26 protein-coding genes and 1 tRNA gene are annotated in these 26,465 nt (G+C 70.6%); 22 read left to right on the top strand and 5 right to left on the bottom strand.

All coding sequences use genetic code 11. The features are described 5' to 3' along the window. The first annotated feature begins 6 nt into the window (after positions 1-6). From ACWGPE_RS12805 to ACWGPE_RS12790, 4 genes are all read left to right on the top strand, one after another. A complete protein-coding gene (locus tag ACWGPE_RS12805; RefSeq protein WP_231430662.1) occupies positions 7-1,122 on the top strand; it encodes a branched-chain amino acid aminotransferase in 1,116 nt (371 codons plus the stop codon). A gap of 50 nt (positions 1,123-1,172) precedes the next feature. Next, the gene (locus ACWGPE_RS12800) at positions 1,173-1,619 is read left to right on the top strand and encodes a GNAT family acetyltransferase (protein ID WP_452048832.1); all 447 of its coding nucleotides are present in this window, start codon (positions 1,173-1,175) and stop codon (positions 1,617-1,619) included. Positions 1,620-1,763: 144 nt separating this feature from the next. Beyond that, the gene (locus ACWGPE_RS12795; RefSeq protein ID WP_231430664.1) at positions 1,764-2,537 is read left to right on the top strand and encodes a fumarylacetoacetate hydrolase family protein; all 774 of its coding nucleotides are present in this window, start codon (positions 1,764-1,766) and stop codon (positions 2,535-2,537) included. Positions 2,538-2,549: 12 nt separating this feature from the next. Further along, entirely contained in the window at positions 2,550-3,071 is a 522-nt protein-coding gene (locus ACWGPE_RS12790; protein WP_376931450.1) for a group III truncated hemoglobin, read from the top strand. On the opposite strand, the gene ACWGPE_RS12785 is transcribed toward ACWGPE_RS12790, so the two are convergent. Further along, positions 3,037-4,092, bottom strand: coding sequence for an aminotransferase class V-fold PLP-dependent enzyme (locus tag ACWGPE_RS12785; protein WP_231430666.1), 1,056 nt, complete (start codon positions 4,090-4,092; stop codon positions 3,037-3,039). The two genes, ACWGPE_RS12790 and ACWGPE_RS12785, sit on opposite strands and share 35 nt — an antisense overlap. A gap of 81 nt (positions 4,093-4,173) precedes the next feature. Here ACWGPE_RS12785 and ACWGPE_RS12780 point away from each other — a divergent pair, with 81 nt between their 5' ends. The 10 genes from ACWGPE_RS12780 (at position 4,174) to ACWGPE_RS12735 (ending at position 12,909) form a co-directional block, all read left to right on the top strand. Next, positions 4,174-5,121 (top strand): LysR family transcriptional regulator, encoded by a 948-nt coding sequence (locus ACWGPE_RS12780; protein ID WP_231430667.1) that lies wholly within the window; start codon positions 4,174-4,176, stop codon positions 5,119-5,121. Between the two features lie 53 nt (positions 5,122-5,174). Next, positions 5,175-6,689 (top strand): glutamate--tRNA ligase, encoded by a 1,515-nt coding sequence (gene gltX / locus ACWGPE_RS12775; protein WP_452048831.1) that lies wholly within the window; start codon positions 5,175-5,177, stop codon positions 6,687-6,689. 212 nt (positions 6,690-6,901) lie between these two features. Further along, positions 6,902-6,973, top strand: a tRNA-Gln gene (locus tag ACWGPE_RS12770). A gap of 119 nt (positions 6,974-7,092) precedes the next feature. After that, positions 7,093-7,617, top strand: coding sequence for a hypothetical protein (locus tag ACWGPE_RS12765; RefSeq protein WP_452048830.1), 525 nt, complete (start codon positions 7,093-7,095; stop codon positions 7,615-7,617). Further along, positions 7,614-8,186 (top strand): RHS repeat-associated core domain-containing protein, encoded by a 573-nt coding sequence (locus ACWGPE_RS12760; protein ID WP_452048829.1) that lies wholly within the window; start codon positions 7,614-7,616, stop codon positions 8,184-8,186. Before ACWGPE_RS12765 ends, ACWGPE_RS12760 begins: the two co-directional genes overlap by 4 nt. A gap of 433 nt (positions 8,187-8,619) precedes the next feature. Then, entirely contained in the window at positions 8,620-9,021 is a 402-nt protein-coding gene (locus ACWGPE_RS12755) for a hypothetical protein (protein WP_452048828.1), read from the top strand. 487 nt (positions 9,022-9,508) lie between these two features. Next, the gene (locus tag ACWGPE_RS12750; RefSeq protein ID WP_275507133.1) at positions 9,509-10,078 is read left to right on the top strand and encodes an ArsR/SmtB family transcription factor; all 570 of its coding nucleotides are present in this window, start codon (positions 9,509-9,511) and stop codon (positions 10,076-10,078) included. Next, entirely contained in the window at positions 10,075-11,442 is a 1,368-nt protein-coding gene (locus ACWGPE_RS12745; protein WP_452048827.1) for an MFS transporter, read from the top strand. The genes ACWGPE_RS12750 and ACWGPE_RS12745 overlap by 4 nt, the downstream gene beginning before the upstream one ends. A gap of 64 nt (positions 11,443-11,506) precedes the next feature. Then, positions 11,507-11,839, top strand: a complete 333-nt coding sequence (locus ACWGPE_RS12740) for a PadR family transcriptional regulator (protein ID WP_452048826.1) — start codon at positions 11,507-11,509, stop codon at positions 11,837-11,839. Continuing rightward, positions 11,836-12,909: a permease prefix domain 1-containing protein gene (locus ACWGPE_RS12735; protein WP_452048825.1), complete on the top strand. Its 1,074-nt coding sequence runs from the start codon at positions 11,836-11,838 to the stop codon at positions 12,907-12,909. The genes ACWGPE_RS12740 and ACWGPE_RS12735 overlap by 4 nt, the downstream gene beginning before the upstream one ends. Before the next feature lie 121 nt (positions 12,910-13,030). On the opposite strand, the gene ACWGPE_RS12730 is transcribed toward ACWGPE_RS12735, so the two are convergent. The 3 genes from ACWGPE_RS12730 to ACWGPE_RS12720 form a co-directional block, all read right to left on the bottom strand. After that, positions 13,031-14,704, bottom strand: coding sequence for a flavin monoamine oxidase family protein (locus ACWGPE_RS12730; protein ID WP_452048824.1), 1,674 nt, complete (start codon positions 14,702-14,704; stop codon positions 13,031-13,033). A 106-nt stretch (positions 14,705-14,810) separates the two neighbouring features. Next, entirely contained in the window at positions 14,811-15,818 is a 1,008-nt protein-coding gene (locus tag ACWGPE_RS12725) for an SIS domain-containing protein (RefSeq protein WP_231430675.1), read from the bottom strand. Beyond that, the gene (locus ACWGPE_RS12720; RefSeq protein ID WP_452048823.1) at positions 15,782-16,984 is read right to left on the bottom strand and encodes a hypothetical protein; all 1,203 of its coding nucleotides are present in this window, start codon (positions 16,982-16,984) and stop codon (positions 15,782-15,784) included. The genes ACWGPE_RS12725 and ACWGPE_RS12720 overlap by 37 nt, the downstream gene beginning before the upstream one ends. Before the next feature lie 120 nt (positions 16,985-17,104). On the opposite strand from ACWGPE_RS12720, the gene ACWGPE_RS12715 reads away from it, so the two are divergent. The 4 genes from ACWGPE_RS12715 to ACWGPE_RS12700 are packed head-to-tail and all read left to right on the top strand — an operon-like array spanning position 17,105 to position 21,095. Beyond that, the gene (locus ACWGPE_RS12715) at positions 17,105-18,211 is read left to right on the top strand and encodes a polyamine ABC transporter substrate-binding protein (protein ID WP_231430677.1); all 1,107 of its coding nucleotides are present in this window, start codon (positions 17,105-17,107) and stop codon (positions 18,209-18,211) included. A gap of 4 nt (positions 18,212-18,215) precedes the next feature. After that, positions 18,216-19,118 carry an ABC transporter permease gene (locus tag ACWGPE_RS12710; RefSeq protein WP_275507127.1) on the top strand — a complete coding sequence of 301 codons (903 nt, stop codon included), beginning with the start codon at positions 18,216-18,218 and terminating at the stop codon, positions 19,116-19,118. Continuing rightward, positions 19,111-19,953 carry an ABC transporter permease gene (locus ACWGPE_RS12705; RefSeq protein WP_231430679.1) on the top strand — a complete coding sequence of 281 codons (843 nt, stop codon included), beginning with the start codon at positions 19,111-19,113 and terminating at the stop codon, positions 19,951-19,953. Before ACWGPE_RS12710 ends, ACWGPE_RS12705 begins: the two co-directional genes overlap by 8 nt. Beyond that, positions 19,950-21,095: an ABC transporter ATP-binding protein gene (locus tag ACWGPE_RS12700; protein WP_452048822.1), complete on the top strand. Its 1,146-nt coding sequence runs from the start codon at positions 19,950-19,952 to the stop codon at positions 21,093-21,095. The genes ACWGPE_RS12705 and ACWGPE_RS12700 overlap by 4 nt, the downstream gene beginning before the upstream one ends. On the opposite strand, the gene ACWGPE_RS12695 is transcribed toward ACWGPE_RS12700, so the two are convergent. Next, positions 21,065-21,685, bottom strand: coding sequence for a TetR/AcrR family transcriptional regulator (locus ACWGPE_RS12695; RefSeq protein ID WP_231430681.1), 621 nt, complete (start codon positions 21,683-21,685; stop codon positions 21,065-21,067). The two genes, ACWGPE_RS12700 and ACWGPE_RS12695, sit on opposite strands and share 31 nt — an antisense overlap. A gap of 131 nt (positions 21,686-21,816) precedes the next feature. Here ACWGPE_RS12695 and ACWGPE_RS12690 point away from each other — a divergent pair, with 131 nt between their 5' ends. The 4 genes from ACWGPE_RS12690 to ACWGPE_RS12675 form a co-directional block, all read left to right on the top strand. Next, positions 21,817-23,118 (top strand): glycosyltransferase, encoded by a 1,302-nt coding sequence (locus tag ACWGPE_RS12690; RefSeq protein WP_231430682.1) that lies wholly within the window; start codon positions 21,817-21,819, stop codon positions 23,116-23,118. Next, positions 23,115-24,557, top strand: coding sequence for an NAD(P)/FAD-dependent oxidoreductase (locus ACWGPE_RS12685; RefSeq protein WP_376931455.1), 1,443 nt, complete (start codon positions 23,115-23,117; stop codon positions 24,555-24,557). The genes ACWGPE_RS12690 and ACWGPE_RS12685 overlap by 4 nt, the downstream gene beginning before the upstream one ends. An 89-nt stretch (positions 24,558-24,646) precedes the next feature. Continuing rightward, entirely contained in the window at positions 24,647-26,101 is a 1,455-nt protein-coding gene (locus ACWGPE_RS12680) for an aminobutyraldehyde dehydrogenase (RefSeq protein WP_275507122.1), read from the top strand. A gap of 77 nt (positions 26,102-26,178) precedes the next feature. Continuing rightward, on the top strand, positions 26,179-26,465 hold a 287-nt coding region (locus ACWGPE_RS12675), incomplete at its 3' end, for a sugar phosphate nucleotidyltransferase (protein ID WP_452048821.1).

Here is a 26,465-nt window from a genome sequence, read left to right as displayed (position 1 = left end):
GGCGCCATGACCATCGACCTTCCGCTCCAGGCCCCGACCGCCGCCGGGCTCATCTGGCAGACCATCCGCAACCCCGAGGCGAAGTCCGACGCCGAGCGCGAGGCGATCCTCGCCGCTCCGGGCTTCGGCCAGCACTTCACCGATCACATGGTCGACGTGTGCTGGAGCGAGAAGGGCGGCTGGCATCGGCCGCGCGTCTCGCCGTACGGTCCCATCCAGCTCGACCCCGCGGCCGCCGTGCTGCACTACGCGCAGGAGATCTTCGAGGGCCTCAAGGCCTACCGTCACGCCGACGGCTCGATCCAGACCTTCCGCCCGCAGGCGAACGCCGCGCGCATGCAGCGCTCGGCCCGCCGCCTCGCGCTGCCCGAGCTGCCCGAGTCGATCTTCCTCGACTCGCTCGCCCAGATCATCTCGGTCGACGGAGCGTGGGTGCCCTCTGCCGACGAGACGAGCCTGTACCTGCGTCCGTTCATGTTCGCGAAAGAGGCGTTCCTCGGCGTCCGTCCCGCGAAGAAGGTCGCGTACTACCTCATCGCGAGCCCGGCCGGGGCGTACTTCCCCGGCGGCGTGCAGCCCGTGAACATCTGGCTCTCGACGAACTACGCCCGCGCCGGCAAGGGCGGCACCGGTGCCGCCAAGACCGGCGGCAACTACGCGTCGAGCCTGCTGCCGCAGGCCGAGGCGTACGAGAAGGGCTGCCAGCAGGTGCTCTTCCTCGACGACGAGCGCAACCTGGAAGAGCTCGGCGGCATGAACGTCGTGCTCGTCACGCGCGACGGCCGGCTGCTGACCCCCGAGTCCGACTCGATCCTCGAGGGCATCACGCGCGACTCGATCCTGCAGCTCGCGCGCGACCGCGGCATCGAGGTCGAAGAGCGCAAGATCTCGATCGACGAGTGGCGCCGGGGGGCCGAGTCGGGCGAGATCATCGGCGCGTTCGCGTGCGGCACCGCCGCGGTCGTCGTGCCGATCGGCAAGCTGCTCGCGGACGACTTCGAGATCGTGCACGAGGGCGACGCCGCGACGGAGCTCGCGATGTCGCTGCGCGACGAGCTCACGGGCATCCAGTACGGCCGCGTCGAAGACCGTCACGGCTGGATGGTGCGGCTCGACGCGTGACCGAGGCGGCCTCCTCCTCCTCCTCCTCGTCGGCGCCTGCGGATGAGACGGTGACGGCCGGATCGATCGCGATCCGGTCGTTCGCCGTCGGCGACACCGAGGCGGTGGTCGCGCTCTGGCGCGCAGCGGGTCTCGTGAAGCCGTGGAACGACCCCTACCTCGACGTCGAGCGCAAGCTCTCGGTGCAGCCCGAGCTGTTCCTGGTCGCGGTGGCCGGCGATCCCGCCGCCGGCCGCGTGGTCGGCACGGCGATGGTCGGCTACGAGGGGCACCGCGGGTGGGTCAACTACCTCGCGGTCGCCGACCCGGCCCGCGGCACGGGACTCGGGCGAGCGCTCATGGACGAGGCCGAGCGCCGGCTCATCGAGCGCGGCTGCCCCAAGCTCAACCTGCAGGTGCGCACGTCGAACACCGAGGTGATCGCCTTCTACGAGCGGCTCGGCTACGTGATCGACGACGCGGTGAGCCTCGGCAAGCGGCTGATCCCCGACGGCTGAGCCGGTCGGGCCGCTGCGTCGCCCCGCCGGCGTGCCCGGTGGTCGGCACGCTCATCGAGTCGCCGAAGCATGCTCTTCTTCGCGTCATGAGCAGCACTGTTCGGCGACTCGGCGGGCGAAGACCGCGCCGATAGGCTTGACGTCATGAAGATCGCGCGGTTCAGCCACGGTGAGACCATCTCGTTCGGCGTCGTCGACGAAGAGGAGCACGAGCTCGTCGTGTTGAAGGCCGACCCGATGTTCGCCGGCTACGAGCCGACGGGCGAGCGGGTTCCGCTGACCGAGGCGAAGCTGCTGGCGCCCGTGATCCCGCGGTCGAAGGTCATCGCGGTCGGCAAGAACTACCGCGACCACGCGGCCGAGATGGGTGGCGAGGCGCCCGCCGAGCCGCTGCTCTTCCTGAAGCCGAACACCTCGGTGATCGGCCCCGGCGACGCGATCGTGCTGCCGAGGCAGAGCGAGCAGGTCGAGCACGAGGGCGAGCTCGCGGTCGTCATCGGGCGCATCGCGAAGAACGTGAGCGAAGCCGACGCCGACCAGGTGATCTTCGGCTACACCATCGCGAACGACGTGACGGCCCGCGACCTGCAGCGCCGCGACGGCCAGTGGACCCGCGCGAAGGGCTTCGACTCGTTCTGCCCGCTCGGCCCGGTCATCGACACCGACGTCGACTTCGCGGCCGGCACGATCGAGACCAGCGTCAACGGCGAACGCCGCCAGGACGGGCGACTGGCCGACCTCGTGCACTCGGTGCCCGCGATCGTCGCGTACGCCTCGAGCGTGTTCACGCTGCTGCCGGGCGACGTCATCCTCACGGGCACGCCCGCGGGCGTCGGCCCGATCGTCGACGGCGACACGGTCGAAGTCACGATCTCAGGGCTCGGCAGCCTCTCGAACCCGGTGCGCGCCGCGCAGTAGGCGAGTCGGGGCATGGGTGCGGCGAGCGGGGAGCGGCGAGACATCCGCGACCGCGACGATCTCGCCGCGCTGATCGGGGCGTTCTACCGTCGTGCGTTCGCGGACCCGCTCATCGGCCCCATCTTCACCGACGTCGCGCACATGGACCTCGACCACCACCTGCCGATCATGTGCGACTTCTGGGAGACGGTGCTGTTCGACACCGGTGCCTACCGCCGCAACGCGCTCGCGCTGCACGTCGCGGTGCACGCGAAGGCGACGCTCGGCGCACCCGAGTTCGATCGCTGGCTCGAGCTGTGGAACGCCGAGGTCGATGCCCGTTTCGCCGGCCCCACCGCCGGACGGGCGAAGACGCAGGCGCAGCGGATCGCCGCATCGATCCGGCGACGCCTCGAGGGCGGATCGGGCTCGATGCACAAGACCATCACCACGCGCGAACGCCTCGAGGCGGCGGGCATGATCGATGCACCCGACGGCTCGGGCGCCGATGCCGAACGGCTCAGCCGACGCCGAGCGGGCTGCGTGAGCCGGTGACCGCGTCGGCGGCGAGGGCGACATCCTCTTCGTCGTTCCAGAGGTGGAACGCGACCCGCGCCCGACCTGCGCGCCCCGACGCGACGAGCCCGGCCGCGGTCAGCGCGGCGAGGTCGCACCCGGTCTCGTCGGGCCAGGTCACGATGGCCGAGTCGGATGCCTCGAGCCCGAGCCGCTCGCGGAACGCGTTCGCGAGCCCGACATCGTGGCGCCGCACCGCCCGCAGGTCGAGCGACGCGGCGAACCCGAGCGCCGCCTCGGCGCCGGCCCAGGCATGCCACGCGGGGGAGACCTCGAACCGGCGCGCGCCCTCGGCGAGGTGCAGCTCGGGCCCGTAGCACGATGCCCACGGGTCGGCACCCGAGTACCATCCCGCGGTGTGCGGGGTGAATTCGGCGACCGCGCGGTCGGAGAACGCCGCGAAGGCCGCACCGCGCGGTGCGCCGAGCCACTTGTACGCGTGGCAGACGACGAGGTCGCCGGCGACCTCGTCGGTCGGCATCCAGCCGGTCGCCTGGGTCGTGTCGACGAGCGTCAGCGCGCCGGCCGCCCGGGCGGCAGCGGCGATGGATGCCTCGTCGGCGACCTCCCCGGTCGCCGACTGCACGAGCGAGTAGGAGACGAGCCAGGTCGACGTCGAGATCGCGTCCGCGAGGGCGTCGAGCGGCACGTGGCGCACTCGGAGGTCGCCCCGGGCGAGGAACGGTGCGACGACCGACGAGAAGTCGCCGTCGACGCAGAGGATCTCGGCACCGGCCGGCGCCGACGCGGCGGCGAGCCCGGCGAACACCGAGACCTGCGAGCCGGTCGCCACGCGCTCGGCCGCGGTGCCGAGCAGCGCGGCAGCGTGACCGCGCGCCCGCTCGAGAGTCGCCGAGTAGTCGGCGGCGCTCGCGGTGCCGGTCGCCCACCGCTCCAGGTCGCGGCGCACGGCGTCGCGGGTCACATCGGCGGGAAGTCCCAGCGTGCAGGCGGCCAGATAGCCGCGGCCGGCGGCGAAGCGGTCTCCGAGTTCGAGCATGCCTCCAGCCTCGACGTCCGAGAATCATTCGACAAGGCCCAGTGAGCGATGATATGCATAACGTCCGATTATGATTACGGCATGTCGGACGCCTCGATCGAAGCCCTCGCCGCAGCCCTCGACCTGCAGACCGTGCGGGTCGTGCGACGCATCGCCGAGCACGGCTCGCTCACGGCCGCAGCTGAGGCGCTCGGCTACAGCCAGCCCGCCGTGAGCCAGCAGCTGCGCCGCTTCGAGGAGCGCACCGGCATCGCCCTCGTCGAACGCGTGGGCCGAGGCATCCGCCTCACCCAATCGGGCCGGGTGCTCGCCCGCCACGCGAACGCCGTCGCGACCGCGCTCGAAGCGGCCGCGGGCGAGCTCGCCGAACTCCGGGGACTCCGCGCAGGACGGGTGCGCCTCGTCGCGTTCCCGTCGGCGTCGGCCACGCTCGTGCCCCGACTCATCGCCGCCCTCGCGGCCGAGCATCCCGGCGTCACGGTGACCTACGTCGAGGCGGAGCCCCCCGAGGCCGTCGCCGCCGTGCGCGGCGACCGGGCCGACGTGGCGATCACCTTCAGCTACCCGGGCGACCGCGACGACCCGCACCGGGCGAGCGCGCGCGGTCTCGACGTGCGCAGCTACGGCGACGAGCCGATGCGGCTCGTGCTGCCCACGGGGCATGCGGCCGCGGCATCCGAGACGATCGATCTGGCCGAGCTGGGGGAGGAGCCGTGGATCGCGGGCTGCCCGCGGTGCCGCGGCCACCTGCTCGAACTCGCCGGCGCCGCCGGGTTCACGCCGCGCATCGCGTTCGAGACCGACAACTTCGTCGCCGTCGAGGGCATGGTCGCGCAGGGGCTCGGCGTCGCGCTGCTGCCGGCGCTCGCGCTCGCCGCGTCGCCGAGGCATCCGGGGGTCGTCACGCGGCCGACGGCCCGCGCCGACGTGCGGTCGCTGCATCTGGTGACCGCCAAGGGCGCCGACCGGGTGCCCGCCGTCGCGGCGGCGCTGTCGGCGCTGGCCGCGCTGGCGGGTCACGAGGGCTGAGCGCGCCACCCCGGCACCGCGAACCCACCGCCCGCGTCGGTACCATTGAGCCGATGTCCGATTCAGCTCACCCCGTCACCCAGGCCACCGGCAGCGACATCCGTGTGCGCTTCTGCCCTTCACCGACCGGAACCCCGCACGTGGGTCTCGTGCGCACCGCCCTCTTCAACTGGGCGTACGCGCGGCACACCGGCGGCACGTTCGTGTTCCGCATCGAAGACACCGACGCCGCGCGCGACAGCGAGGAGAGCTACGAGCAGATCCTCGACGCGCTGACCTGGCTCGGCCTCTCGTGGGACGAGGGCGTCGGTGTCGGCGGCCCACACGAGCCGTACCGCCAGTCGATGCGAGGCGACATCTACGCCGGCATCATCGAGAAGCTGAAGGCGGCCGGCCATCTCTACGAGTCGTTCTCGACCGCCGAAGAGATCGACGCCCGCAACGAGGCCGCCGGCCGGCCGAAGCAGTTCGGCTACGACAACTTCGACCGCGACCTGACGGAGCAGCAGCGGGCCGCGTTCCGAGCCGAGGGGCGACAGCCCGCGCTGCGCCTGCGGGTGCCCGAGGTCGAGCTCGGCTTCGACGACCTCGTGCGCGGACGCATCGACTTCCCGGCGGGTTCGACCACCGACTTCGTGCTCGTGCGCCCCAACGGCGCCCCGCTCTACACGCTCGTGAACCCCGTCGACGACGCGCTCATGGGCATCACGCACGTGCTGCGCGGCGAAGACCTGCTCTCGTCGACGCCGCGCCAGATCGCGCTCTACCGCGCGCTCATCGACATCGGCGTGACGACGTTCATCCCGCGGTTCGGCCACCTGCCCTACGTCATGGGCGAGGGCAACAAGAAGCTCTCGAAGCGCGACCCCGAGTCGAACCTGTTCCACCACCGCGACCGCGGGTTCATCCCCGAGGGGCTGCTGAACTACCTGGCGCTGCTCGGCTGGGGCTTCTCGGCCGACCGAGACGTGTTCAGCCGCGACGAGCTCGTCGCCGCGTTCGACGTCGAGAACGTCAACCCGAACCCCGCGCGCTTCGACCTCAAGAAGGCCGAGGCGATCAACGGCGACCACATCCGCCAGCTCTCGGCCGACGACTTCGCAGCCCGCACCGTGCCGTACCTGCAGGCCGCGGGCGTCGCCTCGACGCCGATCTCGGCGGCCGAGGAGTCGGTGCTCGCCGAGGCGGCCCCGCTCGTGCAGGAGCGCATCGCCCTGCTGGGCGAGGCGCCCGGCATGCTCGGCTTCCTGTTCACGGATGCCTCGGGGCTCGAGTACGACGAGGCCGCCGTCGGCGGCCTGCCGGCCGACGCTTCCGCCGTGCTCTCGGCTGCCCGCGACGCCCTCGACGCGCTGCCCGCCTCGGCCTGGAACACCGCCGAGATCGAGGAGGCGCTGCGCGCCGCCCTCATCGACGGTCTCGGGCTGAAGCCCCGCGTGGCCTTCGGCCCCGTGCGCACCGCCGTCTCGGGCCGCCGCGTCTCGCCGCCGCTGTTCGAGTCGATGCAGATCCTCGGCAAGGTCGACTCGCTCGCGCGCATCGACCGCCTGGCGGCGCTCGTCGGCTGACGCTCGTATTCGTCGGTCGAGCAGCGCGAAGCGCGTATCGAGACCACGAGTTCCGGGGGTGCTCTCCCGCGATCTTCACCGCTTTCGCGGCACGGATTGCGGAGCTGCACCCTCGGAACCCGGCACGATCGGGTGAGACCGGCTCAGTTTGGCTGCGGCGGGCGGGTAGGCTACAGTTGACTCTCGGCCCGAGAACCTCGGTTTCGGGCCATTGGGGTATGGTGTAATTGGCAACACGGCTGATTCTGGTTCAGTTGTTCTTGGTTCGAGTCCAGGTACCCCAGCTTCGAAAAACCCCCGCTCAGGCGGGGGTTTTCGTGTTTCTGTGGACTTGTGGCTTGCCTGTCACTTTCCCGCTAGGCGCATGCGGGATGGTTGCGTGGCGCCAGCTCCAATCGCTTCTGTGGCCCGGATTTCCGCGGATCTTGTGCTCGCGCAATCAACGCACGCCGCCCGGATTCGACGAGCACCGTACTGGAACGACTACGAGTACGACCTCCTCGGCAACCGCATCAAGCTGACCACCCACTCCGCCGCCGGTGTAGTGGCGACCACCACGAGCAGGTACGGCACCGGTGCGGCCGGCCCACACCAACTCGTCTCAACCACTGGTAGCGCTCCCACGACGTTCACATACGACAGCGCAGGCAACCGCACGACCAAATCCCCGACCGGTGGCACTGCGACGACCTATAGCTGGGATGCGGAGGGTGAGCTCACCGCGGCCGGCACGGCGAAGAACATCTACGACGCGGACGGCAACAGGCTCGTCCGTGAAGACAGGACGGGCACCACCGTGTACGCCGGCGGGCAGGAAATCCTGATCACCCCGACTGGCGACGTGAAAGCCACCCGCTACTACCAGTTCGCAGGTAAGACCGTCGCGGTCCGCACCGGGCGCGGCTCAACGCGGTCACCTCACTCATGACGGACCACCACGGCACCCCAGTCGCGGCGATCCCGAACGGCGGCAACCCGGCCAAGACCCCGGTCAAGCGGCTGTACACCGATCCATTCGGCGCCACCCGCGGCATCTCCACCGCAAGCACGGTGCCCGGTGGCATCCAGTTCCTCGGAAAGAACCGCGACACCAACAGTGGGCTCACCCTGCTTGGAGCCAGGTATTACGACGAGGCCGCCGGTGGATTCATTAGCGTCGACCCGGTTCTAGACCTGCTCAATCCGCAGCAGTGGAACGGATACGCTTACTCGGGCAACAACCCCCTCACGTACGCGGACGCTTCGGGGCTGCTCATGCAGGGTTGGACCGACTACAGCACGTACAACCCACATACGAAGGAGACGAATCGCAAGTCGAACAGCAGCTCTTCTGCCAATGCGATTGTGGCTGCTCATTGGGATTCGCTGGGAAAGGTGTCGGAGCCGCGCATGAACGTCGCGTCCGAAACATCGCGACTGGATGAAGGCGAACGCGAATCGATCAAGGCCGATCGCGATTGGTGGCAACAGTCGAGCTACTCGTATGACTACGAGTAGCTGGTTGCGAACACCGCTGACGGATACACAAAGGAGTCTGTGATGTGGGTGCTCCAAGAGCGCCCTGAGGACATCTTCCCGTTCGCTATTAGTGGGTGCGACTCATTCAAGAACAACACGACCTGCACTCTGGTTGACGCCAACCCTCTTGAGGGAACCGGAGACGTCAGCGTTGAAACGACTACGACAAGTGTCCGGTTCACGGACGTCTCGGACGACTATTTCGACGCCCCTGGATCGACCATTGAATTTAGTACTTTCGAGCGGGACGCCGGAATCTACCTTCATCAATCCGCTGACGCGATTGGAACGAACATGCTTGTTACGCGAGGCGTGGAGCAGGGCATCGCGAAATGGGTTTGGGCGAGCCAGGCGTCGGATCTGAACCGAGCCGTAAATGAATAAGCATGCGCTTAGGACGACGTGGGTAGGGATGTGGCTCGCACTTCTTCTTGGCTGTGCGACCGGGGCGGCCTTGGATCTTCTGTTCGTCGCCTCCAGCACTCGCGACGGCCTCATCGCAGTGGCGTATTGGGCGTTTGGTCTCCTGGTCGCACTGCCCTTAGGTGCGACGCTCGCGCTCGCCTCCTTCGGCGCCGGCCTCGGGGTGGAGATGCTCGGTCGGCGTAGCGGGTTGCGCGCGTCGACTGTGGCCTGCCTCGGCGGAGCCCTTGCCGCGATCGTTGGGTTGGTTCTCTCGGCGCTCGTCCGAATCGGTCCGCTCTCGGAGCTTGGCGAATTTGCGTGGCTCTCGAACTTCGTAGCGATCTTCGGGGGAGCTGCGATGTTCGGCTGGCTCGCATGCCGGTCGCGCCAGGTTGCAGGACGCGAATGACATCCGAGTGACACGCGCGTCCCATAGGGCTATTGGTCGAATCCTGGGGGCGAGACTGGGGGGACTGTTTCCCCATCGGGCCGTTGGTGTCGAGTATGCTCCGGCCGGGGAGTGGTTCGGTTCGGGACTGACCGTGGTGCAACTGTCGCCGAAGCTGTTTGAACCCTGCTGGCTGGGATCCACAGCGGCGATTTCTCTCATTCGAGGATGAAGCACACTGAAGGCGAGCGAGGTGCGGAGCCCAGTTTGTCCAGTCGTTTCGGGGTGGACAGAACGTCGTCGGCCGGTCCATCACATCCGCGGTGCAGGCCCCCGCCCCGACCACTACGCGACGTACTTCCTCGAGCCGCACGGCTTCAAGCTCGAGGTGGTCTGCCTGACACCGCTCGACGAATCCTGACCGGGGTGTCGGGTGAGCGTCGGTCGTGCTCGAAAAGATGCACAAGAAGACTTGTACAAATACACTTGTGCATCTATCGTGAAGGGCATGGAACCCATCCAGGAGCCCGACGGCATCCGCGACGTCGTCGACGTCGATGTGCTGAAGGCGTTCACGCACCCCCTGCGCAACCGTCTGTACGACCTGCTCTCGGTCGACGGTCCGGCGACGGTCTCGATGCTCGCCGAGAAGGCCGGCGTCGCGATCGGGAGTGCCAGCCACCACCTCGGCATCCTCGCGCGAGCCGGCCTCATCGTCGAGGCGCCCGAGCTCGCGCGCGACGCTCGCGAGCACTGGTGGCAACGTGCCCAGCGCGGCATCCGCTGGTCGTCGACGGCGTTCACCGATCCCGCGGCGCGCGTCGTCGCCGATGCGATCGAAGAGCAGATGCTCGAGCAGCAGCATGCCCAGGCCCGCCAGTGGCTCGCCGAGCGCGATGATCGGCCCGAATGGGCCGAGGTCGCGTTCGCGCACCAGTCGCGGCTGTGGCTCACGGCCGACGAGGCGACCGAGCTCGGCGAGGCGCTCGAGGCCGTGCTGCGCTCGTTCGCCGGGCGCGAGCGCGAAGGGCGGGAGGCCGTGCTCGTGTGGGCGCGCGCATTCCCGAACCACCCATGAGCGTCGAGCAGGCGCCGAGCGTCGAGCAGGCGCCGAGCGTCGAGCAGGCGCCGAGCGTCGAGCGCCCGGTCGCAGGCGGCACCGAGGCACCGCAGGACGTCGTCGCCGTCCCGGCGGCGAACGGCCGGCGCGGCGGGGGAGTCTGGCGCAATCGCGACTTCCTGCTGATGTGGACGGGCGAGGCGGCGTCGGTCACCGGCGCCGGGATGACGAGCGTGCTGCTGCCGCTCATCGCGGTCGACCTGCTCGACGCCTCGGCGACGTGGATGGGCGTGATCGCAGCGGCGACGTGGCTGCCGTGGCTCGTCGTGGGCCTGCCGATCGGCGCCTGGGTCGACGGTCGTTCGCCGCGCGCCGTGATGATCGGCGCGAACGCGATCTCGATGGCGGCGTACGCCTTCGTTCCGGTCGCCGCGATGCTCGGCGTGCTGAGCCTCTGGCAGCTCGTGATCGTCGCGCTCGTCGTCGGCACCGCGACGATCGCGTTCCGCTCCGCCTACACGAAGCTGCTCGTGCGGATCGTGCCGGAACCCGATCGGGCGCTCGCCAACAGCCTCCTGTTCGGCACGGAGAACGCCGCGAACACCGTCGGTCCGGGGATCGGCGGTCTCGTCGGGCAGCTCATCGGGCCGGTGAAGGGACTGCTCGGCGAGGCGATCGGACTTGCGGTCTCGCTCGTCTGCCTCGTGGCGATGCGACCCCACCCGGTCGCGAGACGAGTCGAGCGCGAGCCGCTCTGGGCATCGGTGCGTGCGGGGCTCAGGCTCGTGTTCGGCGACCGGATGGTGCGATTCTTCGTCGTGCAGGGCGCCGTGGCGAACTTCGGCCTGATCGGCCAGCAGGCGATCCTCGTGCTGTGGCTGAGCCGCGACCTGCGACTCGACGCCGCGATGATCGGCGCCGTGTTCGCGATCACCTCGATCGGCGGCGTCGTCGGGGCGCTCGCGGCGCCGTGGCTCGGCCGTGTGCTCGGCGACGCGCGCGGCATCAGCATCATGCTGACCGGCGCGGGGCTGATGCTGCCGCTGCTCGCCCTCGCCCAGCCCGGTCCGGTGCTGTGGATCGTCGTCGTCGCCGATGCGCTGGCGGTGGCGGGCATCGTCGCCGCGAACGTGCTGCGACGCACCTGGATCCAGTCGTACGTGCCCGAGCACATGCTGGCGCGGCAGAGCACGAGTGCCCAGCTCGTGAACTTCGCGGGCATGCCGATCGCGGGCGTCCTCGCCGGCGTGCTCGCCGAACAGTGGGGACCCGCGCCGGTGATCTTCGCCATGGGCATGGTGGCGCTGCTCTCGAACGCCGCCTCGTGGTGCCAGCCGTGGCTCCGCCGGCGCGACCTTCCCCGCCCCGGCCGGAATGCTTGACGTACTACGTCACGCATAGTACGTTGAGGGCAATATCAACGGGGTGTGCGGAGTGGAGGTCGTCATGATCAGCGCCGACGCGATTCGCGGTTACGTCGATCTGATGCTGCTGTCGCTGCTGCGACAGCGTCCCTCGTACGCCTACGAGCTCGCGCAGCAGATCCACGCGGTGACCGGCGCGGAGTACTCGATCAAGCAGACCACCCTGTACTCGGCGATGAAGCGCCTCGAGGGGGCGAGCCTCGTCACCTCGTACGCCGGCGCCTCGGAGTCGGGCAAGCCGCGCACCTACTACCAGATCACCGCCGACGGGCTCGCCTACCTCGAGTCGAAGGTCGCCGAGTGGCGCGACACGAAGTCCGTCGTCGATCGATTCATCGAAGGGGTCGAAGCATGAACGTCATCACCGCCTATCTCGAGACGATGTTCGGCGCCTACCCGAAGACGACGCGGCTGCTCGAGGCGAAGGCCGAGCTCCACGCGATGATGGAAGACGCCTATCACGGCTATCTCGCCCAGGGCATGTCCGAGAACGAGGCCGTCGGGCGCGTCATCACCGAGTTCGGCAATCTCGACGAACTGGCGCCCGTGCTCGGCATCAGCGCGGAGGTCGCACCGTCCGGAAGCGGCCTCGAAGGCACGGGCGGAGCGCCGGTCGCATCGTCCGCACCGGGTGCGCCGGCCGTCCGCAAGGTGCCCGCGCCGGCACCGGTCACCCAAGAAGAGGCCGAGCGGTACGCCGAGGCCCGCCGCCGCAGCGAGCCGCGCCTGGCGCTCGCGATCGCGATGTTCGTCGTCTCGCCCGCGCCGCTCATCGCACTGGCGACCCTGGGCGCGGGCGGCGTGATCGGGGTCGGCCAGGACGCCGCGGCCATGCTCGGCCTCGCCTGCCTGCTCGTGGTCGTGCTCGTGGCGGTGCTCATGGTCGTGCGCCGCGCCGGCGAGCTGGCGCCGTACCACCGACTCGCCACGGGCGAGTTCACCCGTTCGCCCGGAGTCGACCGGTGGGCGGAGCAGCTCGCCGCGGAGGCGGCGCCGAGGCGGTCGACGGCCCTGCAGGTCGCCGTCGCGCTGTGGATCCTGGCCGTCACCCCGGTGCTCGGCGTGAGCCTGCTCGCGCCCCCGTCGGTGTCCAACGCCTGGATCGGCGTCGCGGTCGCGGCGATGCTCGTCATCGTCGCGGTCGGGCTCCTGATCTTCCTCCCGGCGAACTGGGCCGCTTCGGTCGCCGAGACCCTCTCGGGCGGCGGCTCGGCCGGTCGCCGGGCGAGCGACGGCGACCGCAGCATCGTCGGGGTGATCGGCGCCTTCTACTGGCCGTTGGTCGTCGCGGTGTTCCTCGGCTGGAGCTTCATCGGTCACGCCTGGGGCATCTCGTGGATCGTCTGGCCGATCGCTGCGGTGCTCTTCGGGGCGATCGCCGGCGGGCTCAACGCCGTCGAGCGGTATCGCGCGGCCCAGCAGTAGCGACCCGCCATGTCCGAACCCGGGGATGCCCCGGGGCCGGCTCGCTGCGACCCAGGGGTCCGCCCGCGAAGCGGAGGCATCCGAGAGCTCGAACGCCCCGCCCCGCGGGCGCGACGTCAGCTCACGAGAGCGCGACCGCCTTCGCCGCCCGTTCGCCCGACTCGACCGCCCCGTTGAGGAAGCCGTAGTACTCGACGCTCGTATGCTCGCCCGCGAAGTGCACGTTGCCCTCGGGGGTCGAGCCCACGCCGAACAGCTGCGTGTACTGGCCCGGCCGCTGGCAGGTGTAGGCGCCGTGCGACCAGCGGTTCGCCCACCAGAAGTCGCGGTAGCTCTTGCCCGTGTACGCCGCCGTGACGCCCGGGAAGATCGGCTCGAGCTGCGCGAGCAGCCCCTGCACCTGCGCCGCCGGGGCGACGCCGAAGGGCTGGCCCGACCACGCCTTCACCTGGTCGCCCGAGGGGAAGAAGTTGTAGACGCCGACCGGCAGCGGGTGCGATGCCGTGTCGTCCCAGCCGCACTGGAACCCCGACGGATTCGTGTACGCCGCCCCGCCGTAGCCCTGCTCGACCCACGGCCGGTGCGAGACCTGCACGTGCACCTTGGCGTTCGCGCCGAGCCCGAGCTCGTCGATCGCCCGCCGGGTGAGCGACGAGAAGCCCGACTGGCTGAGGTCGCACTCGCGCAGCGTCGTGAACGGCAGCGCGAGGATGACGCGGTCGAAGGTCTTGTCGACGGTCTGGTTGCCGACCTTGAAGCTGAGCCGCACGGTGCCGTCGGCGTTGCGCTTGACGGCGATGAGCTCGTGGCCGTAGCGCGCCGTGCCGGCGGGCAGTTCCGCGAGCATGCGCGACACGATCTGGTCGTTGCCGCCGCGGACCACGTACTTCTCGTCGGCGCCGTTGATCGGCGAGAGGCTGTTCTGGGCGTTCCAGCCGAGGAGGTAGACGAGGTTGAGCGCCGACTGTTCGTGCGACTCGAGGCCGTACTCCGCCATCACGTTCGACTGCATGAGCTTCGCGAAGCGGCTCGACAGGCCACCCGGCACCTTCGCCGCGAGCCAGTCGTCGACCGTCATCCCGTCGAGGGCGACCCCGGCCGCCGTGTGCACGTCGTGGGTCTGGCAGTAGGGTGCGGCGGCGAGGTCGGCCTTCATCGCCTGGTACACCTCGCCCCAGTCGTCGTTCGCGTCGTCGTAGGGATAGTCGGCGCCGTCGATGCGGTACTTGTCGACCCAACCCATGTAGCTGCCGCCCGCGACGACGTCGAGGCTGAGCCCGAGGCTCGACGCGAGGTTGCGGATGGCGTTGTGGTCGGTGTTGATGAGCGCGCCGCCGTGCTCGACGACGATGCCGTCGTCGAAGTGGTCGCGCAGGCTGTAGCAGCGGCCGCCGGCGCGGGCACTGCCCTCGAAGAGCGTCGATGCGACGCCCTTCGTGCGCCACAGCCAGTGGGCGGCCCGCGTACCGGCGAGCCCGGCGCCGACGATGCCGACGCTCGGGGCAGGGGCGGGCTTCGCCGCCCCGGCGGCGGCCGGCATCGGCGAGGAGGCCAGTGCGAGTGCCGCGCCGGCTCCGGCGATGCCCGCGACCCTCAGGGCGTCGCGCCGGCTGGGCGGCGATTTCGGTCGTCCGGTGTCGGAAGAACTCGAGCCGGATGCCTCGGCGCGGGCCGCAGCGGCCTCGCCGAGCACCTCGTCGACGGGCATGCCGCGCCGTTCGGCTTCGCCGTGGGCGCGGAGGATCGCGCCGATCCGTGAACTGAGCGGCGTCGTGCCGCGGGGAGTTGCCTGCATGATGAACCTCGCTGTTTCCGTATCGGTGTATCGGTGGAGCGGTGCTGAACATGGAGCAAGTTCGATGCCCGGGCCGGCAGGAGTGCCGGATACCCGACGCGCGGCATCAGGCGCCCTCGCGCACCCCCTCTCCGTCGAAGAGGCGGTTCGCGACGAGCTCGCCGACGATCACCTCGGCGAGCGTCGCGACATCGGGCTCGTCGTCGTGCGCATGCCGCACGACGAGCTCGGCGCCGGCGAGTTCCCGGCCGACCGACGCGAAGCGCGACTCGCGCATCGCCATCCACTCGAGGGCCTGGTCGTCCCAGGCCGAGCCGGCGAACACGAGCGCCCGATAGTCCTGGGTCTTCGTGAGGTACACGTCGACGTGCGACCAGTCGCCCGTCTCCGAGGCGAACGCGCCCACCCGCGGCACCTCCCGCAGCATGAGCGCCGACTGTTGCGCGCTCGAGAGCCGCTCGACCGGGGCGAGGGTCCAGGTGCCCGACGGCCCGGCGAGCAGTCGGGTCATCGGGTCGAGCCAGCTCGAGCTCGTCGCGAGCAGGTCGGCCGAGGCGTCGGCGGCCCGGCGCAGCACCGCGGCGTCGAATCGTGCGGCACGGCCCGGCTCGGCGACCGGGCGCAGCGCGTGGAGCACCGCGTCGACGACGGCGAACGTCGCCCGGAAGGTGCGACAGGCGACGCCGGATGCCTCGGTGCCGGCGACGAGCGGTACGACGACGTCGGCCGCCTCGCCGAGGGCGGAGCCGGGGCGGTTGGTGATGGCCACGAGCCGGCCCGACCCGCGGTACCGCTCGACGGCGCGCAGCACCTCGACGCTTCCGCCGGTCGCCGACACGGCGACGACGACGAGGCCGGGTGCGGGCGCGGGCAGCAGCTCGGTGCTCGCGAGCTCGACGACGACGTGCGCGCCGGCCGCGCGGTGCCGTCGCGCGACGACGTCGGCGGCGTACCGGCTCGAGCCCATGCCCACGACGAGCACGCGCTCGACGGCGCCGCGCGCGAGCGCGGCGACCTCGTCGAGGCCCGCGAGCCCGGCGTCGAGCGCATCGGCGAGCGCGCCGAGCGAGTGCGGGATCAGGTCGAGGTCGGCGCGGAAGGCGGTGGGGTCCACTGGGTCTCCGGATGTTCATCGGTCGATCGATGGCGGTGGGTGATGGCGGCGTCGGGCGCGTAGCGCCAGACGGGCAGGAATCGGTCGGCGTAGTGGAGTTCTGCGACGAGCTGCTCGGCGCAGAAGCCGGGCAGGAGCGCCTCGTCGAAGAGCTCGGGGCGTGAGAGCTCGGACCGGTACGCCTCGAGAAACGCGGACCGGGCCCGATCCGCCCACGCGAAGGCGCGGTCGTCGGCGCAGCCGATGCGGCGCTGGGCGACCGCGGCGACGAGGTCGAGCGACACGACCAGATGCGCGACGTCGCGCGCGGCCGCGTCGGCGCGCTCGCGGTCGTCGGCCGAGAGCTGCGGGTCGCCGTCGAAGTCGATGACGGTGTAGCGCCGGGTGCCGGAGCCGTCGGGGGAGGCGAGCACCTGCCCGACGTGCAGGTCGCCGTGGATCGGGAACTCGAGCCCGGGCGAGGTGCCCCCGAGCGACCGGATGTCTCGGGCGAGCGAGGTGCGGCGGTTGTGCAGGCGCGCTCCGGTCTCGCCGTCGGCCGGATCGGCGGCCTCGAGCGCACGGGCGAGCGCGTCCTCGGCGCGGACCAGTCGGGCGGCGGGCGCGTCGTCGCCGGACGTCACGGCCGAGGCGCCGAGGACGCCGTGGATGCGGGCGACGCGTGCACCCAGGAGGCCGGGCCACTCGGGCTCCGTGCCCGAGCCGAGCAGCTCGACGACGTCGTCGACCGCCCAGGTCCAGCCGTCTTCGGCACCGGGCAGGTACTCGGTGACGATCGCGATCGTCGACCTGCCGAGCTCGGGATGCCGCCATTCGACTCGGCCGACCAGCCGGTCGACGTCGCGCGACCCCGCCTCGGCGAATCGCTCGAGCAGGGCGCCGGCGCGGTCGGCGGCGCCCCAGCGGCCGACGAGCTTCACGACGAGGCGCTCGTCGACGATGACCGAGACGTTCGTCTGGTCGACCGTGATCGCCCGCTCCGCGGCATCCGCCGTGATCGATGAGCCGGGAACCGCGGCGGCGAGCGCACGGGCGAGCCCGTCGCCGGCAGCGGGGTGCCGCCCGTCGGCGAGCAGCGCTCCGTCGTCGCCGACGGACAGCGTGCGCCCGCCGACGACCGGCTCTGCGCCGCTGATGGTGGAGCCGTCGCTCATCGTCGAGTTCATTGAATTCGGATTATAACTATTCGGCAAAGCCCGCTCCAGTGTTTTCTCGGAGCCATTGCCATTTCTTGATGACCGATGCAACAATCGCTCAACCTTGTCCACTGTTGCAGGAGGTTCCCCATGCGTTCGACCCGTCGAATCGTCGCCGCCTCGGGCTGCGCACTCGCGTTCGCCCTCGCCCTCTCCTCGTGCGCCTCCTCCGGTGGCGGTGCCGCCGACGAGACGCTCGACCCCGACGCCGACCTCAGCCAGCAGACGCTCACGGTGTCGATCTGGGCCGACTACTACCCCGAAGACCTCGCCGAGCAGTTCGAGCAGGCGACGGGGGTCAAGACGACGATCGTGAACCACACCACCAACGAGGACATCGTCGCCAAGCTCACCGCGAGCGCCGACCCCGGCATCGACGTCGCGTTCGTCTCGGGCCAGTACGCCCAGGCGCTCGGCGAGCAGGGGCTGCTCCAGGAGCTCGACAAGTCGCTCATCCCGAACGAGGAGAACCTCTACCCCGAGGCGCTCGAGCTCGACTACGACGAGGGCAACGTCTACTCCGAGCCGTACGCCTGGGGCACGACGGGCCTCTGCTACCGTCCCGACCTGACCGGCTTCGCACCGACGTCGTGGAACGACCTGCTCGACCCGAAGCCCGAGCTCGAGGGCAAGACCACGATGCTCTCGACCGACCGCTGGCTCGCGATGCCCGCGCTCAAGGCCGCCGGTCACTCGCTCAACACGACCGACGACGCCGAGCTCGACGAGGCGAAGGCGCAGCTGCTCGAGACCAAGCCGACCCTCCTCGCCTACGACGACACGACGTTCTACTCGAAGCTCGTCTCTGGCGAGGCCGCCATGGTCGAGGCCTGGGACGGCTGGTGCAACTACGGCATCGCCGAGAACCCCGACATCGAGTTCGTGATCCCCGACGAGGGCGCCGACCTGTGGGTCGACACCATGACGGTGCTCAAGAGCTCGGAGAACAAGGAGGCCGCGATGGCCTTCGTCAACTACATCCTCGACCCCGAGGTGCAGACCTGGGTCGCCGAGAACATCCTCTACAAGGTGCCGAACCAGGCCGCGATGGAGGCCCTCGACCCGGCGCTCGTCGAGCAGTACCCGACGCTCGGCATCTCGGTCGACGAACTGTTCGAGCAGGAGGTCATCGTCGACCTCGGCGAGGACACGACGAAGTACGTCGACCTCAACGCCGAAGTGCTGGCGACCAACTGACGCCGTGACGTCGACACTCGACCGGGAGGCCCCCGCCGTACGCGCACCCCGCGCGCGGCGGGGGTTCGCCCCGGTTCCGTTCCTCGCCCCGGGCCTCGTCTTCCTGATCGCCTTCATGGCGATCCCGGTGGGCCTGCTCGCGTTCTACAGCTTCTTCAAGCGCGGCCGCTTCGGCGGCGTCGTGTTCGAGTTCACGCTCGACAACTGGGTGAAGCTCTTCGAGCCGTTGTACCTCGGTGTCATCGTGCAGTCGGTCGGCGTCGCGCTCGTCGTGACCCTCCTGGCGCTCCTCATCGGCTACCCGATGGCGTACGCCATCGCCGGGCTCTCGCCGAAGTGGCGCACCGTCGCGCTCGTCGCGATCGTGCTGCCGTTCTGGACGAACTTCCTCATCCGCACGTACGCGTGGATCCTGCTGCTCAACAATGCGGGCTGGGTGAACCAGTGGCTGCAGTCGCTCGGCATCGTCGACGAGCCGATCGCGATGCTGTACACCCCGCAGGCGATCGTGGTCGGACTGCTCTACATGTACCTGCCGCTCATGGTGCTGCCGCTCTACGCGTCGCTCCAGCAGCTCGATCCGTCGCTCCGCGAGGCGGCGACGAACCTCGGCGCCACCCCGTGGCGCACCTTCCGCACCGTCACGCTGCCGCTCTCGCTGCCGGGGGCGCTCACCGGCTGCATCTTCGTGTTCGTGCCGGCCATGTCGAACTTCGTGATTCCCGAGCTCATCGGCGGCGGCAAGACGATCATGGTCGGCAACCTCGTACGCGACCAGTTCTTCGAGGCGCGCGACTGGCCGTTCGGCGCGACCCTCGCGCTCGTGCTCACGATCATGCTCGTGCTCGTCATCCTCGTGCAGTCCGCGGTCTCGCGGCGCCTGACCGAAGGGAGCCGCCGTGGCTGACACCGGCAACCCGCCGACGACCGCGATGCGCGAGGCCGATCCGGCGTCGGCGCCGCGGGCGGTGCGCAAGGCCCGAGGCATCCTCGTGCCGTTGTGGCTCGGCTACGCGTTCCTCTACCTGCCGATCCTCGTGGTCGTGATCATGAGCTTCAACGACTCCGAGAACCTGTTCGTCTGGCGCGGGTTCTCGCTGCGCTGGTACCCCGAGCTCTTCGCCGACGAGCAGATCATGCAGGGCCTCGCGAACACGCTCGTCGTCGCCGCCGGCGCCACGGCGATCGCGACGGTGCTCGGCACGCTGCTCGCGTACGGCATCCAGAAGTACACGCGTGGCGGACTCATCCGCGCCTTCGCGATCGCGCCCGCCATCCTGCCCGACCTGCTGCTCGGCATCGGCCTGCTCACGTTCTTCTCGCTGCTGTCGTTGACGCTCGGCCTGCACTCGGCGATCCTCGCGCACGCCGTGTTCGCGACCGCGTTCGTCACCGCGATCGTGCTCGCCCGCATGGCGAGCCTCGACCAGAGCCTCGAGGAGGCGTCGCGCGACCTCGGCGCGGGTCCCGTGCGCACCTTCATGCGCGTGACACTGCCGCAGCTCGCCCCGGGCATCGTCGCGGGCGCGCTGCTCGCGTTCACGCTCTCGATCGACGAGTTCGTGATCGCGTTCTTCACCACCGCGCCGACCCAGCCGACCTTGCCGATCGTCATCTACTCGATGGTGCGCTTCGGGGTCACGCCCGAGGTCAACGCCCTCGCCACCATCCTCCTGCTCGTGAGCATCGTCACGGTGATCGCGGCGCAACGACTGACCCGACTGACAGGAACCGTGAAGTGAGCACCGCACCCCTCCTCCGCGTCGACGGCGTGCGCGCCGTCTACGGCGACACCGTCGCCCTCCACGACATCTCGCTCGACATCGCCGACAACGAGTTCTTCGCCCTGCTCGGGCCGTCGGGATGCGGCAAGACGACGCTGCTGCGCTCGATCGCCGGCTTCGAGACGCCGGCCGCGGGTCGCATCGAGATCGACGGCGACGACCTGCTGCGCATGCCGGCGCACCGACGCCCGGTGAACATGATGTTCCAGAGCTACGCGCTGTTCCCGCACATGTCGGTCGAGAAGAACGTCGCCTACGGGCTCGAGTCCGAGGGGGTCGGCCGGGTGGAGATCGCGAAGCGCGTCGCGGAGGTGATGGACGTCGTCGGCCTCGGCCACCTCGCCAGGCGCCGGCCGGGCCAGCTGTCGGGCGGCCAGCGCCAGCGCGTCGCGCTCGCCCGCGCGATCGTCAAGCGCCCGAGGCTGCTGCTCCTCGACGAGCCGCTCTCGGCACTCGACCGGCAGGTGCGGGCGTCGATGCAGCTCGAGCTCAAGCGGCTGCAGCACGAGGTCGGGCTCACGTTCGTCGTCGTCACCCACGACCAGGAGGAGGCCATGTCGATGGCGGACCGCATCGCCGTGCTGCGCGACGGTCGCCTCGAGCAGCTCGCCACCCCGCAGGAGCTCTACGCGAACCCGGCCACGCGCTTCGTCGCGTCGTTCATCGGCTCGGCGAACCTGCTCGACGGTGTCGTTCGCCCGGGGCGGGTCGACGTACCCGGCGTCGGCGCCGTCGAGGTGGCAGCGCACGCGCTGCCCGACGGCACCCCGGCGACCGCGGTCGTACGACCCGAAGACGTCGACCTCACCGCCGATGCGGCGACGGCCGCGCTCTCGGGCGTCGTCGTCGACACCTACTTCCTCGGCGGGGCGTCGACGCTCTCGATCGAGGTCGCGGGCCTCGCGGCGCCGATCATCGCCTCGGTGCACGGCACGAGCGCGCTCACCCGCGGCGACGCGGTGGGCGTGCGGTTCGGGCGGGCGGCCGCGGTCTCCCGCGACGCGGCGACCGTCGACGACCAGGACGGCACCGATGACTCGGCGGAACCGACCGGCGTCGCGGGCACGCCTCAGGAGGAGGCGGAGGGGGTCAGGTCATGACCCGTCGCGAGCCGCGCGCTCGCCACGATGAGCTCGTAGGCCCCGTCGTGGTCGATCGTGGGGTGGCCGGCGATGATGCGATAGCCGTACGCGTCCTCGAGGGCGACGAGGTTGCGCGCGATCACGAGCGACGGCTGCGCGAGGGCGAAGATGCCGCGTGCGGCGCCCTGCTCGAGCACGACCTGATACATGCCGACCTGGCGGTCGTAGAGGGTCGTGAGCAGCGACGCCATGAGGGGGTTGCGGCCGGCCGACCCGCCGAGCTCGCAGAGCAGCCGCACCTCGGTGTCGCCCGGGCCGCTCGGCAGGCCCGACTTCGCGAGGGCCAGCAGGCGTGCCACCGGGTCGTCGGGCAGTTGTTCGAGCATGCGCACGCGCGCCTCGTAGAAGCGCTCCATGCCGGCACGGTTCGCCTCGAACATCAGCTCGTCGATGTCGGGGTAGTAGTACAGCACCGCGCTCGACGTGAGGCCCGCCTCTTCCGCGACGCGATTCAGTCGCGCCCCGTCGGGGCCGTGCGCCGCGATCGCGCGCTGGGCCGCCGCGACGAGTTGGCTGCGTCGCTCCTCCTGCCGCTTCGGCCGCGCCATTCGGGCTCCCCTCACCGTCGAGTTCTCTGTACTGCTGGTCAATGATACGTCGATGCGGCCAGATTTCTCGCAACCCTTGACAACTCGAATTCTTTTCATCACGATTCAATAAATCGACGAAGGAGTCACCAATGGCAGACGAGCGCCGCACCTTCCTCTTCATGCCCGAGAGCGCCTACGGCCCGACGAACAACTGCATCGGCATCGGAAACGTGCTCCTGCAGCGCGGCCACCGCGTCGTGTTCGCCGCCGAGCGCTCGTGGGAGGGCAAGCTCGCCGCCCTCGGCTTCGAGGAGGATCTCGTCGACCTCGCACCTGCACCCGAGGAGGAGGTCGAGCAGGATGCCGGCCAGTTCTGGAAGGACTACATCCGGGAGGTGTCGCCCGAGTTCCGCAAGACGACCGCCGAGCAGCTCGAGACGGTCACGCTCCCGATCTGGCAGGCGCTCGTCGACGGCGCGAAGTACTGCGAGCCGCAGCTGAAGGCGATCATCGAGCGGGTGCGGCCCGATGTCGTCGTCGAAGACAACGTCCTCGCCTTCCCGGCGCTCGTCACCGCGGGCGTTCCGTTCGTTCGCATCGTGTCGTGCAACCCGCTCGAGGTGCCCGGCGACGACATCGCGCCCGTCTTCTCGGGGCTGGCCGAAGACGACCGGGCGGCCTGGCCCGCGTTCCGCGCCGAGTACGACCGCACGCACCGCGCGCTCTGGCAGGAGTTCGACGCGTGGGTGCAGGAGCAGGGGGCACCCGCCCTGCCCGAGCTCGAGTTCATCCACCGCGGCGACGCGAACCTCTACGTCTACCCCGAGGTGCTCGACTACACCGACGCCCGCCCCCTGGACGAGACCTGGCACCGGCTCGACTCGTCGGTGCGCGAGACCGAGCAGGCACCCGCCGAACTGCCCGCCTCGTTCACCGACGGCAGCCGCCCGCTCGTCTACTTCAGCCTCGGCTCGCTCGGCTCGGCCGACGTCGAGCTCATGCGCCGGGTGATCGCGGCGCTCGCCGACCAGCCGATCAACGTCATCGTCTCGAAGGGGCCGTTGCACGACGAGATCGAGCTCGCCGACAACATGTGGGGCGCCGAGTTCCTGCCGCAGACCACGATCCTGCCGCTCGTCGACCTCGTCATCACCCACGGCGGCAACAACACGACGACCGAGGCGCTGCACTTCGGCAAGCCCATGGTGCTGCTGCCGCTCTTCTGGGACCAGTACGACAATGCGCAACGCGTCCACGAGAAGGGCTACGGCCTCCGGCTCGACCCGTACCGCTTCACGCCCGACGAGCTCGCGGACGCCGTGCGCACCCTCGTGGGCGACGCGGCCCTGCGCGAGCGCGTGGCGGCCGCCGGGGCGGAGATCCGCTCGCGCGACGGCGTCTCGGCCGCCGCCGACGTGATCGAGCGCGTCGGCGCCCGGGAACGGGTGTGAGCGCCACCGGGGCGCGAGCGCAGCAACGGGCGCAGGCGCAGGCCGAGGCGGCGCTCGCCGACGCAGCGCCCCGCGCCTACTGGACCGACCACGCGCAGCGCGACGGCGCCCCGTCGCCGCGGACATCGCTGACCGGCCAGGACGAGGCCGACCTCGTCGTCATCGGGGCGGGGTTCACCGGCCTCTGGACCGCCTGGCGGGCGCTCGAGCGCGACCCCGCGGCATCCGTCGTCGTGCTCGAGGCCGAACGCGTGGCGCACGGGGCGACCGGCCGCAACGGCGGCTTCGTCTCGAGCTCGCTCACGCACGGGCTCACCCACGGCACCGCGATCTGGCCCGACCAGGTGGGCGCCCTGCACGACGAGGGCGAGCGAAACCTCGCCGAGCTCGTCGCGACGATCGAGGCGGCCGGCATCGACTGCGGGCTGCGGCGCGCCGGCAAGACGACGATCGCGATCGAACCGTGGCAGCTCGACGGGCTGCGCGAGGCGCACGAGCTCGGTGCCAGGCACGGGGTCGAGCTCGAACTGCAGGACCGCGACGAGGTGCAGGCGGACGTGCACTCGCCGACGTACCTCGGCGGCCTCCGCGACCGCACCGGCACGGTGCTCATCGACCCCGCGCGGCTCGCCTGGGGCATGGCCGCGGAGCTCGAACGCCGCGGGGTGCGCATCTTCGAGGCATCCGCCGTCACCGGCATCGACCGGCAGGGCGCGGGCGTGCGCGTGCGCACTGTGCTCGGGCACGTCGACGCGCGCGACGCGGTCATCGCGACCGCGGCCTACCCGGCGCCGCTCCGGCGGCTCGGCAACTACATCATGCCGCTCTACGACCACGTGCTCATGACCGAGCCGCTCGACGCCGCGCAGCAGGCGGCGATCGGCTGGTCCGAGGGGCAGGGGCTCACCGACGCGGGCAACCAGTTCCACTACTACCGGCCGACCGCCGACGGGCGCATCCTGTTCGGAGGCTGGGACGCCGTGTACTACTTCGGCGGCAGGGTCGACGCGGGGCTCGAGCAGCGCGACGCCTCGCACGAACTGCTCGCGCGCCACTTCTTCGAGACCTTCCCGCAGCTGGACGGCGTGCGGTTCACGCATCGGTGGGCCGGGCCGATCGACTCGACGACCCGATTCACGGCGGCGTACGGCACCGCCCGCGGCGGGCGGGTCGCCTATGCGGTCGGGCACACCGGCCTGGGCGTGGGGGCATCGCGATTCTCGGCGGACGTCGCGCTCGACCTGCTCTCGGGCGAGCCGACGTCGCGCCTGCGCTACGACATCGTGCGCCGCCGTCCGTTCCCCATCCCGCCCGAGCCGCTCCGCAACCCGATCGTGCAGTTCACGCGGCGCTCGATCCTCGCGGCCGACGCCCGCGAGGGCCGACGCAACCTGTGGCTGCGCACGCTCGACCGGTTCGGCCTCGGCTTCAACTCCTGACCACCCGCTCGCCGAGCCCGTCGACGCGAGCCGCACGACCGCTGGGTCCGCTCCGACGGACTCGGTGAACGAGACGAGAGGAGCTCTCCATGAGCACCGGAACCTTCATCGGCGACTACCGCGCCGGCACCGGCAGCGACGCCGTGATCACCAATCCCGCCACTGAGGAGGAGGTCGCCGCGTTCACCTCATCGGGCGTCGCCGACGTCGACGAGGCCGCGGCGGCGGCGCGGGCGGCGCAGCCGGCGTGGGCCGCGAAGACGCCGGGGGAGCGCTCGCTCGCGCTCCTGCGGCTCGCCGACGCCCTCGAGGATGACGCGGCGAATCTCGCCCGGCTCGAGGTCGAGGACTCGGGCAAGCCCTGGACGACCGCATTCGACGGCGAGCTGCCGTTCGGCATCGACAACCTGCGGTTCTTCGCCGGGGCGGCGCGCTCGCTCGACGGCACCGGGGCGGGGTCGTTCTCGAACGGATACACGTCGATCCTCACCCGGCGCCCCGTCGGCGTCGTCGCGGGCATCACACCGTGGAACTTCCCGCTCATCATGGCGATCTGGAAGGCCGGTCCCGCGCTCGCCGCGGGGAACGCCGTGATCGTGAAGCCCGCGCCGGCGACCCCGCGCACGACGCTCCGCTTCGCCGAACTCGCGGTCGAGGCCGGACTGCCCGCAGGCCTCTTCAACGTCGTCACGGGCGACGCCGAGGTCGGGCAGGCGCTCGTGACGCACCGCGAGGTCGACATGGTGAGCGTCACCGGGTCGACCCAGACCGGCAAGGCCGTCATGCGCGGCGCCGTCGACGGCGTGAAGCGCGTGCATCTCGAGCTCGGCGGCAAGGCGCCCGTCATCGTCTTCGCGGACGCCGACCTCGGCGCGATGGCGCAGGCCGTCACGATGGGGGCGACGTACAACTCGGGACAGGACTGCACCGCGGCGACCCGCGTCTACCTCGAGCGGTCGATCTTCGACGACGGGGTCGCGGCACTGCGGCAGGCCGTCGCGAGCGTCGTCGCCGGCGACCCGATGGACCCCGAGACCCACATCGGGCCGCTCGTGTCGAAGGCGCACCGTTCGCGCGTCGAGGGCTTCGTGACGCGCGCCGTCGCGGAGGGGGCCGAGGCGCTCGTCGGCGGCCGGTCGATCGATGGCCCGGGATCGTACTTCGCACCGACCCTGCTCGTCGGCGCGGCGCAGTCGTCGGAGATCGTGCAGGGCGAGGTGTTCGGCCCCGTGCTCGTGGTGCTGCCGTTCGACGGCGAGGCAGGCGGCATCGCGCTCGCGAACGACAGCGCGTACGGGCTCGCCTCATCGGTCTGGACGACCGATGTCGGCCGCGCGCTGCGGGTGAGCCAGTCGCTCGACGTGGGCGTCACGTGGGTGAACGACCACCTGCCGATCGCGTCGGAGGCCCCGCACGGCGGCGTCAAGGGGTCGGGCTTCGGCAAGGACATGTCGATCGAGCCGCTGCTCGACTACTCGGTGACCCGGCACCTCATGATCCGGCACGCGCCGCCGCCCGAGACGACCGGGTTCCGCCCGGCCTGAGCGCTGCCGTCGCCGCCGACGGGGGCGGCACGCGCAGACGACGACATGACACGACGACAGACGGAGAGGCACGATCGATGACGAAGCGGATCACGAAGGCGGTCATTCCTGCGGCGGGGTTGGGGACGCGGTTCCTGCCGGCGACGAAGGCGATGCCGAAGGAGATGCTGCCGGTGGTGGACAAGCCGGCGATCCAGTACGTGGTCGAGGAGGCCGTGGCGGCGGGGTTGACGGATGTGTTGATGATCACGGGTCGGAACAAGAACGCTTTGGAGAACCATTTCGACCGGGTCGCGGAGTTGGAGGCGACGCTGGAGCGCAAGGGCGATACGGCGAAGCTGGAGAAGGTGAACGAGTCGACCGA

This window comes from Agromyces sp. NPDC055658 (assembly GCF_053618155.1).
Note: the sequence above shows the minus strand (reverse complement) of the source record. Positions and strands in the feature narration are given on the sequence as shown.

Coding starts and splice junctions, on each gene's coding strand:
- ACWGPE_RS12805 (WP_231430662.1), top strand. CDS start 7: ATGACCATCGACCTTCCGCTCCAGGCCCCGACCGCCGCCGGGCTCATC.
- ACWGPE_RS12795 (WP_231430664.1), top strand. CDS start 1,764: ATGAAGATCGCGCGGTTCAGCCACGGTGAGACCATCTCGTTCGGCGTC.
- ACWGPE_RS12790 (WP_376931450.1), top strand. CDS start 2,550: ATGGGTGCGGCGAGCGGGGAGCGGCGAGACATCCGCGACCGCGACGAT.
- ACWGPE_RS12785 (WP_231430666.1), bottom strand. CDS start 4,092: ATGCTCGAACTCGGAGACCGCTTCGCCGCCGGCCGCGGCTATCTGGCC.
- ACWGPE_RS12780 (WP_231430667.1), top strand. CDS start 4,174: ATGTCGGACGCCTCGATCGAAGCCCTCGCCGCAGCCCTCGACCTGCAG.
- gltX (WP_452048831.1), top strand. CDS start 5,175: ATGTCCGATTCAGCTCACCCCGTCACCCAGGCCACCGGCAGCGACATC.
- ACWGPE_RS12760 (WP_452048829.1), top strand. CDS start 7,614: ATGACGGACCACCACGGCACCCCAGTCGCGGCGATCCCGAACGGCGGC.
- ACWGPE_RS12755 (WP_452048828.1), top strand. CDS start 8,620: ATGTGGCTCGCACTTCTTCTTGGCTGTGCGACCGGGGCGGCCTTGGAT.
- ACWGPE_RS12750 (WP_275507133.1), top strand. CDS start 9,509: ATGGAACCCATCCAGGAGCCCGACGGCATCCGCGACGTCGTCGACGTC.
- ACWGPE_RS12745 (WP_452048827.1), top strand. CDS start 10,075: ATGAGCGTCGAGCAGGCGCCGAGCGTCGAGCAGGCGCCGAGCGTCGAG.
- ACWGPE_RS12740 (WP_452048826.1), top strand. CDS start 11,507: ATGATCAGCGCCGACGCGATTCGCGGTTACGTCGATCTGATGCTGCTG.
- ACWGPE_RS12735 (WP_452048825.1), top strand. CDS start 11,836: ATGAACGTCATCACCGCCTATCTCGAGACGATGTTCGGCGCCTACCCG.
- ACWGPE_RS12730 (WP_452048824.1), bottom strand. CDS start 14,704: ATGCAGGCAACTCCCCGCGGCACGACGCCGCTCAGTTCACGGATCGGC.
- ACWGPE_RS12720 (WP_452048823.1), bottom strand. CDS start 16,984: ATGAACTCGACGATGAGCGACGGCTCCACCATCAGCGGCGCAGAGCCG.
- ACWGPE_RS12715 (WP_231430677.1), top strand. CDS start 17,105: ATGCGTTCGACCCGTCGAATCGTCGCCGCCTCGGGCTGCGCACTCGCG.
- ACWGPE_RS12695 (WP_231430681.1), bottom strand. CDS start 21,685: ATGGCGCGGCCGAAGCGGCAGGAGGAGCGACGCAGCCAACTCGTCGCG.
- ACWGPE_RS12690 (WP_231430682.1), top strand. CDS start 21,817: ATGGCAGACGAGCGCCGCACCTTCCTCTTCATGCCCGAGAGCGCCTAC.
- ACWGPE_RS12680 (WP_275507122.1), top strand. CDS start 24,647: ATGAGCACCGGAACCTTCATCGGCGACTACCGCGCCGGCACCGGCAGC.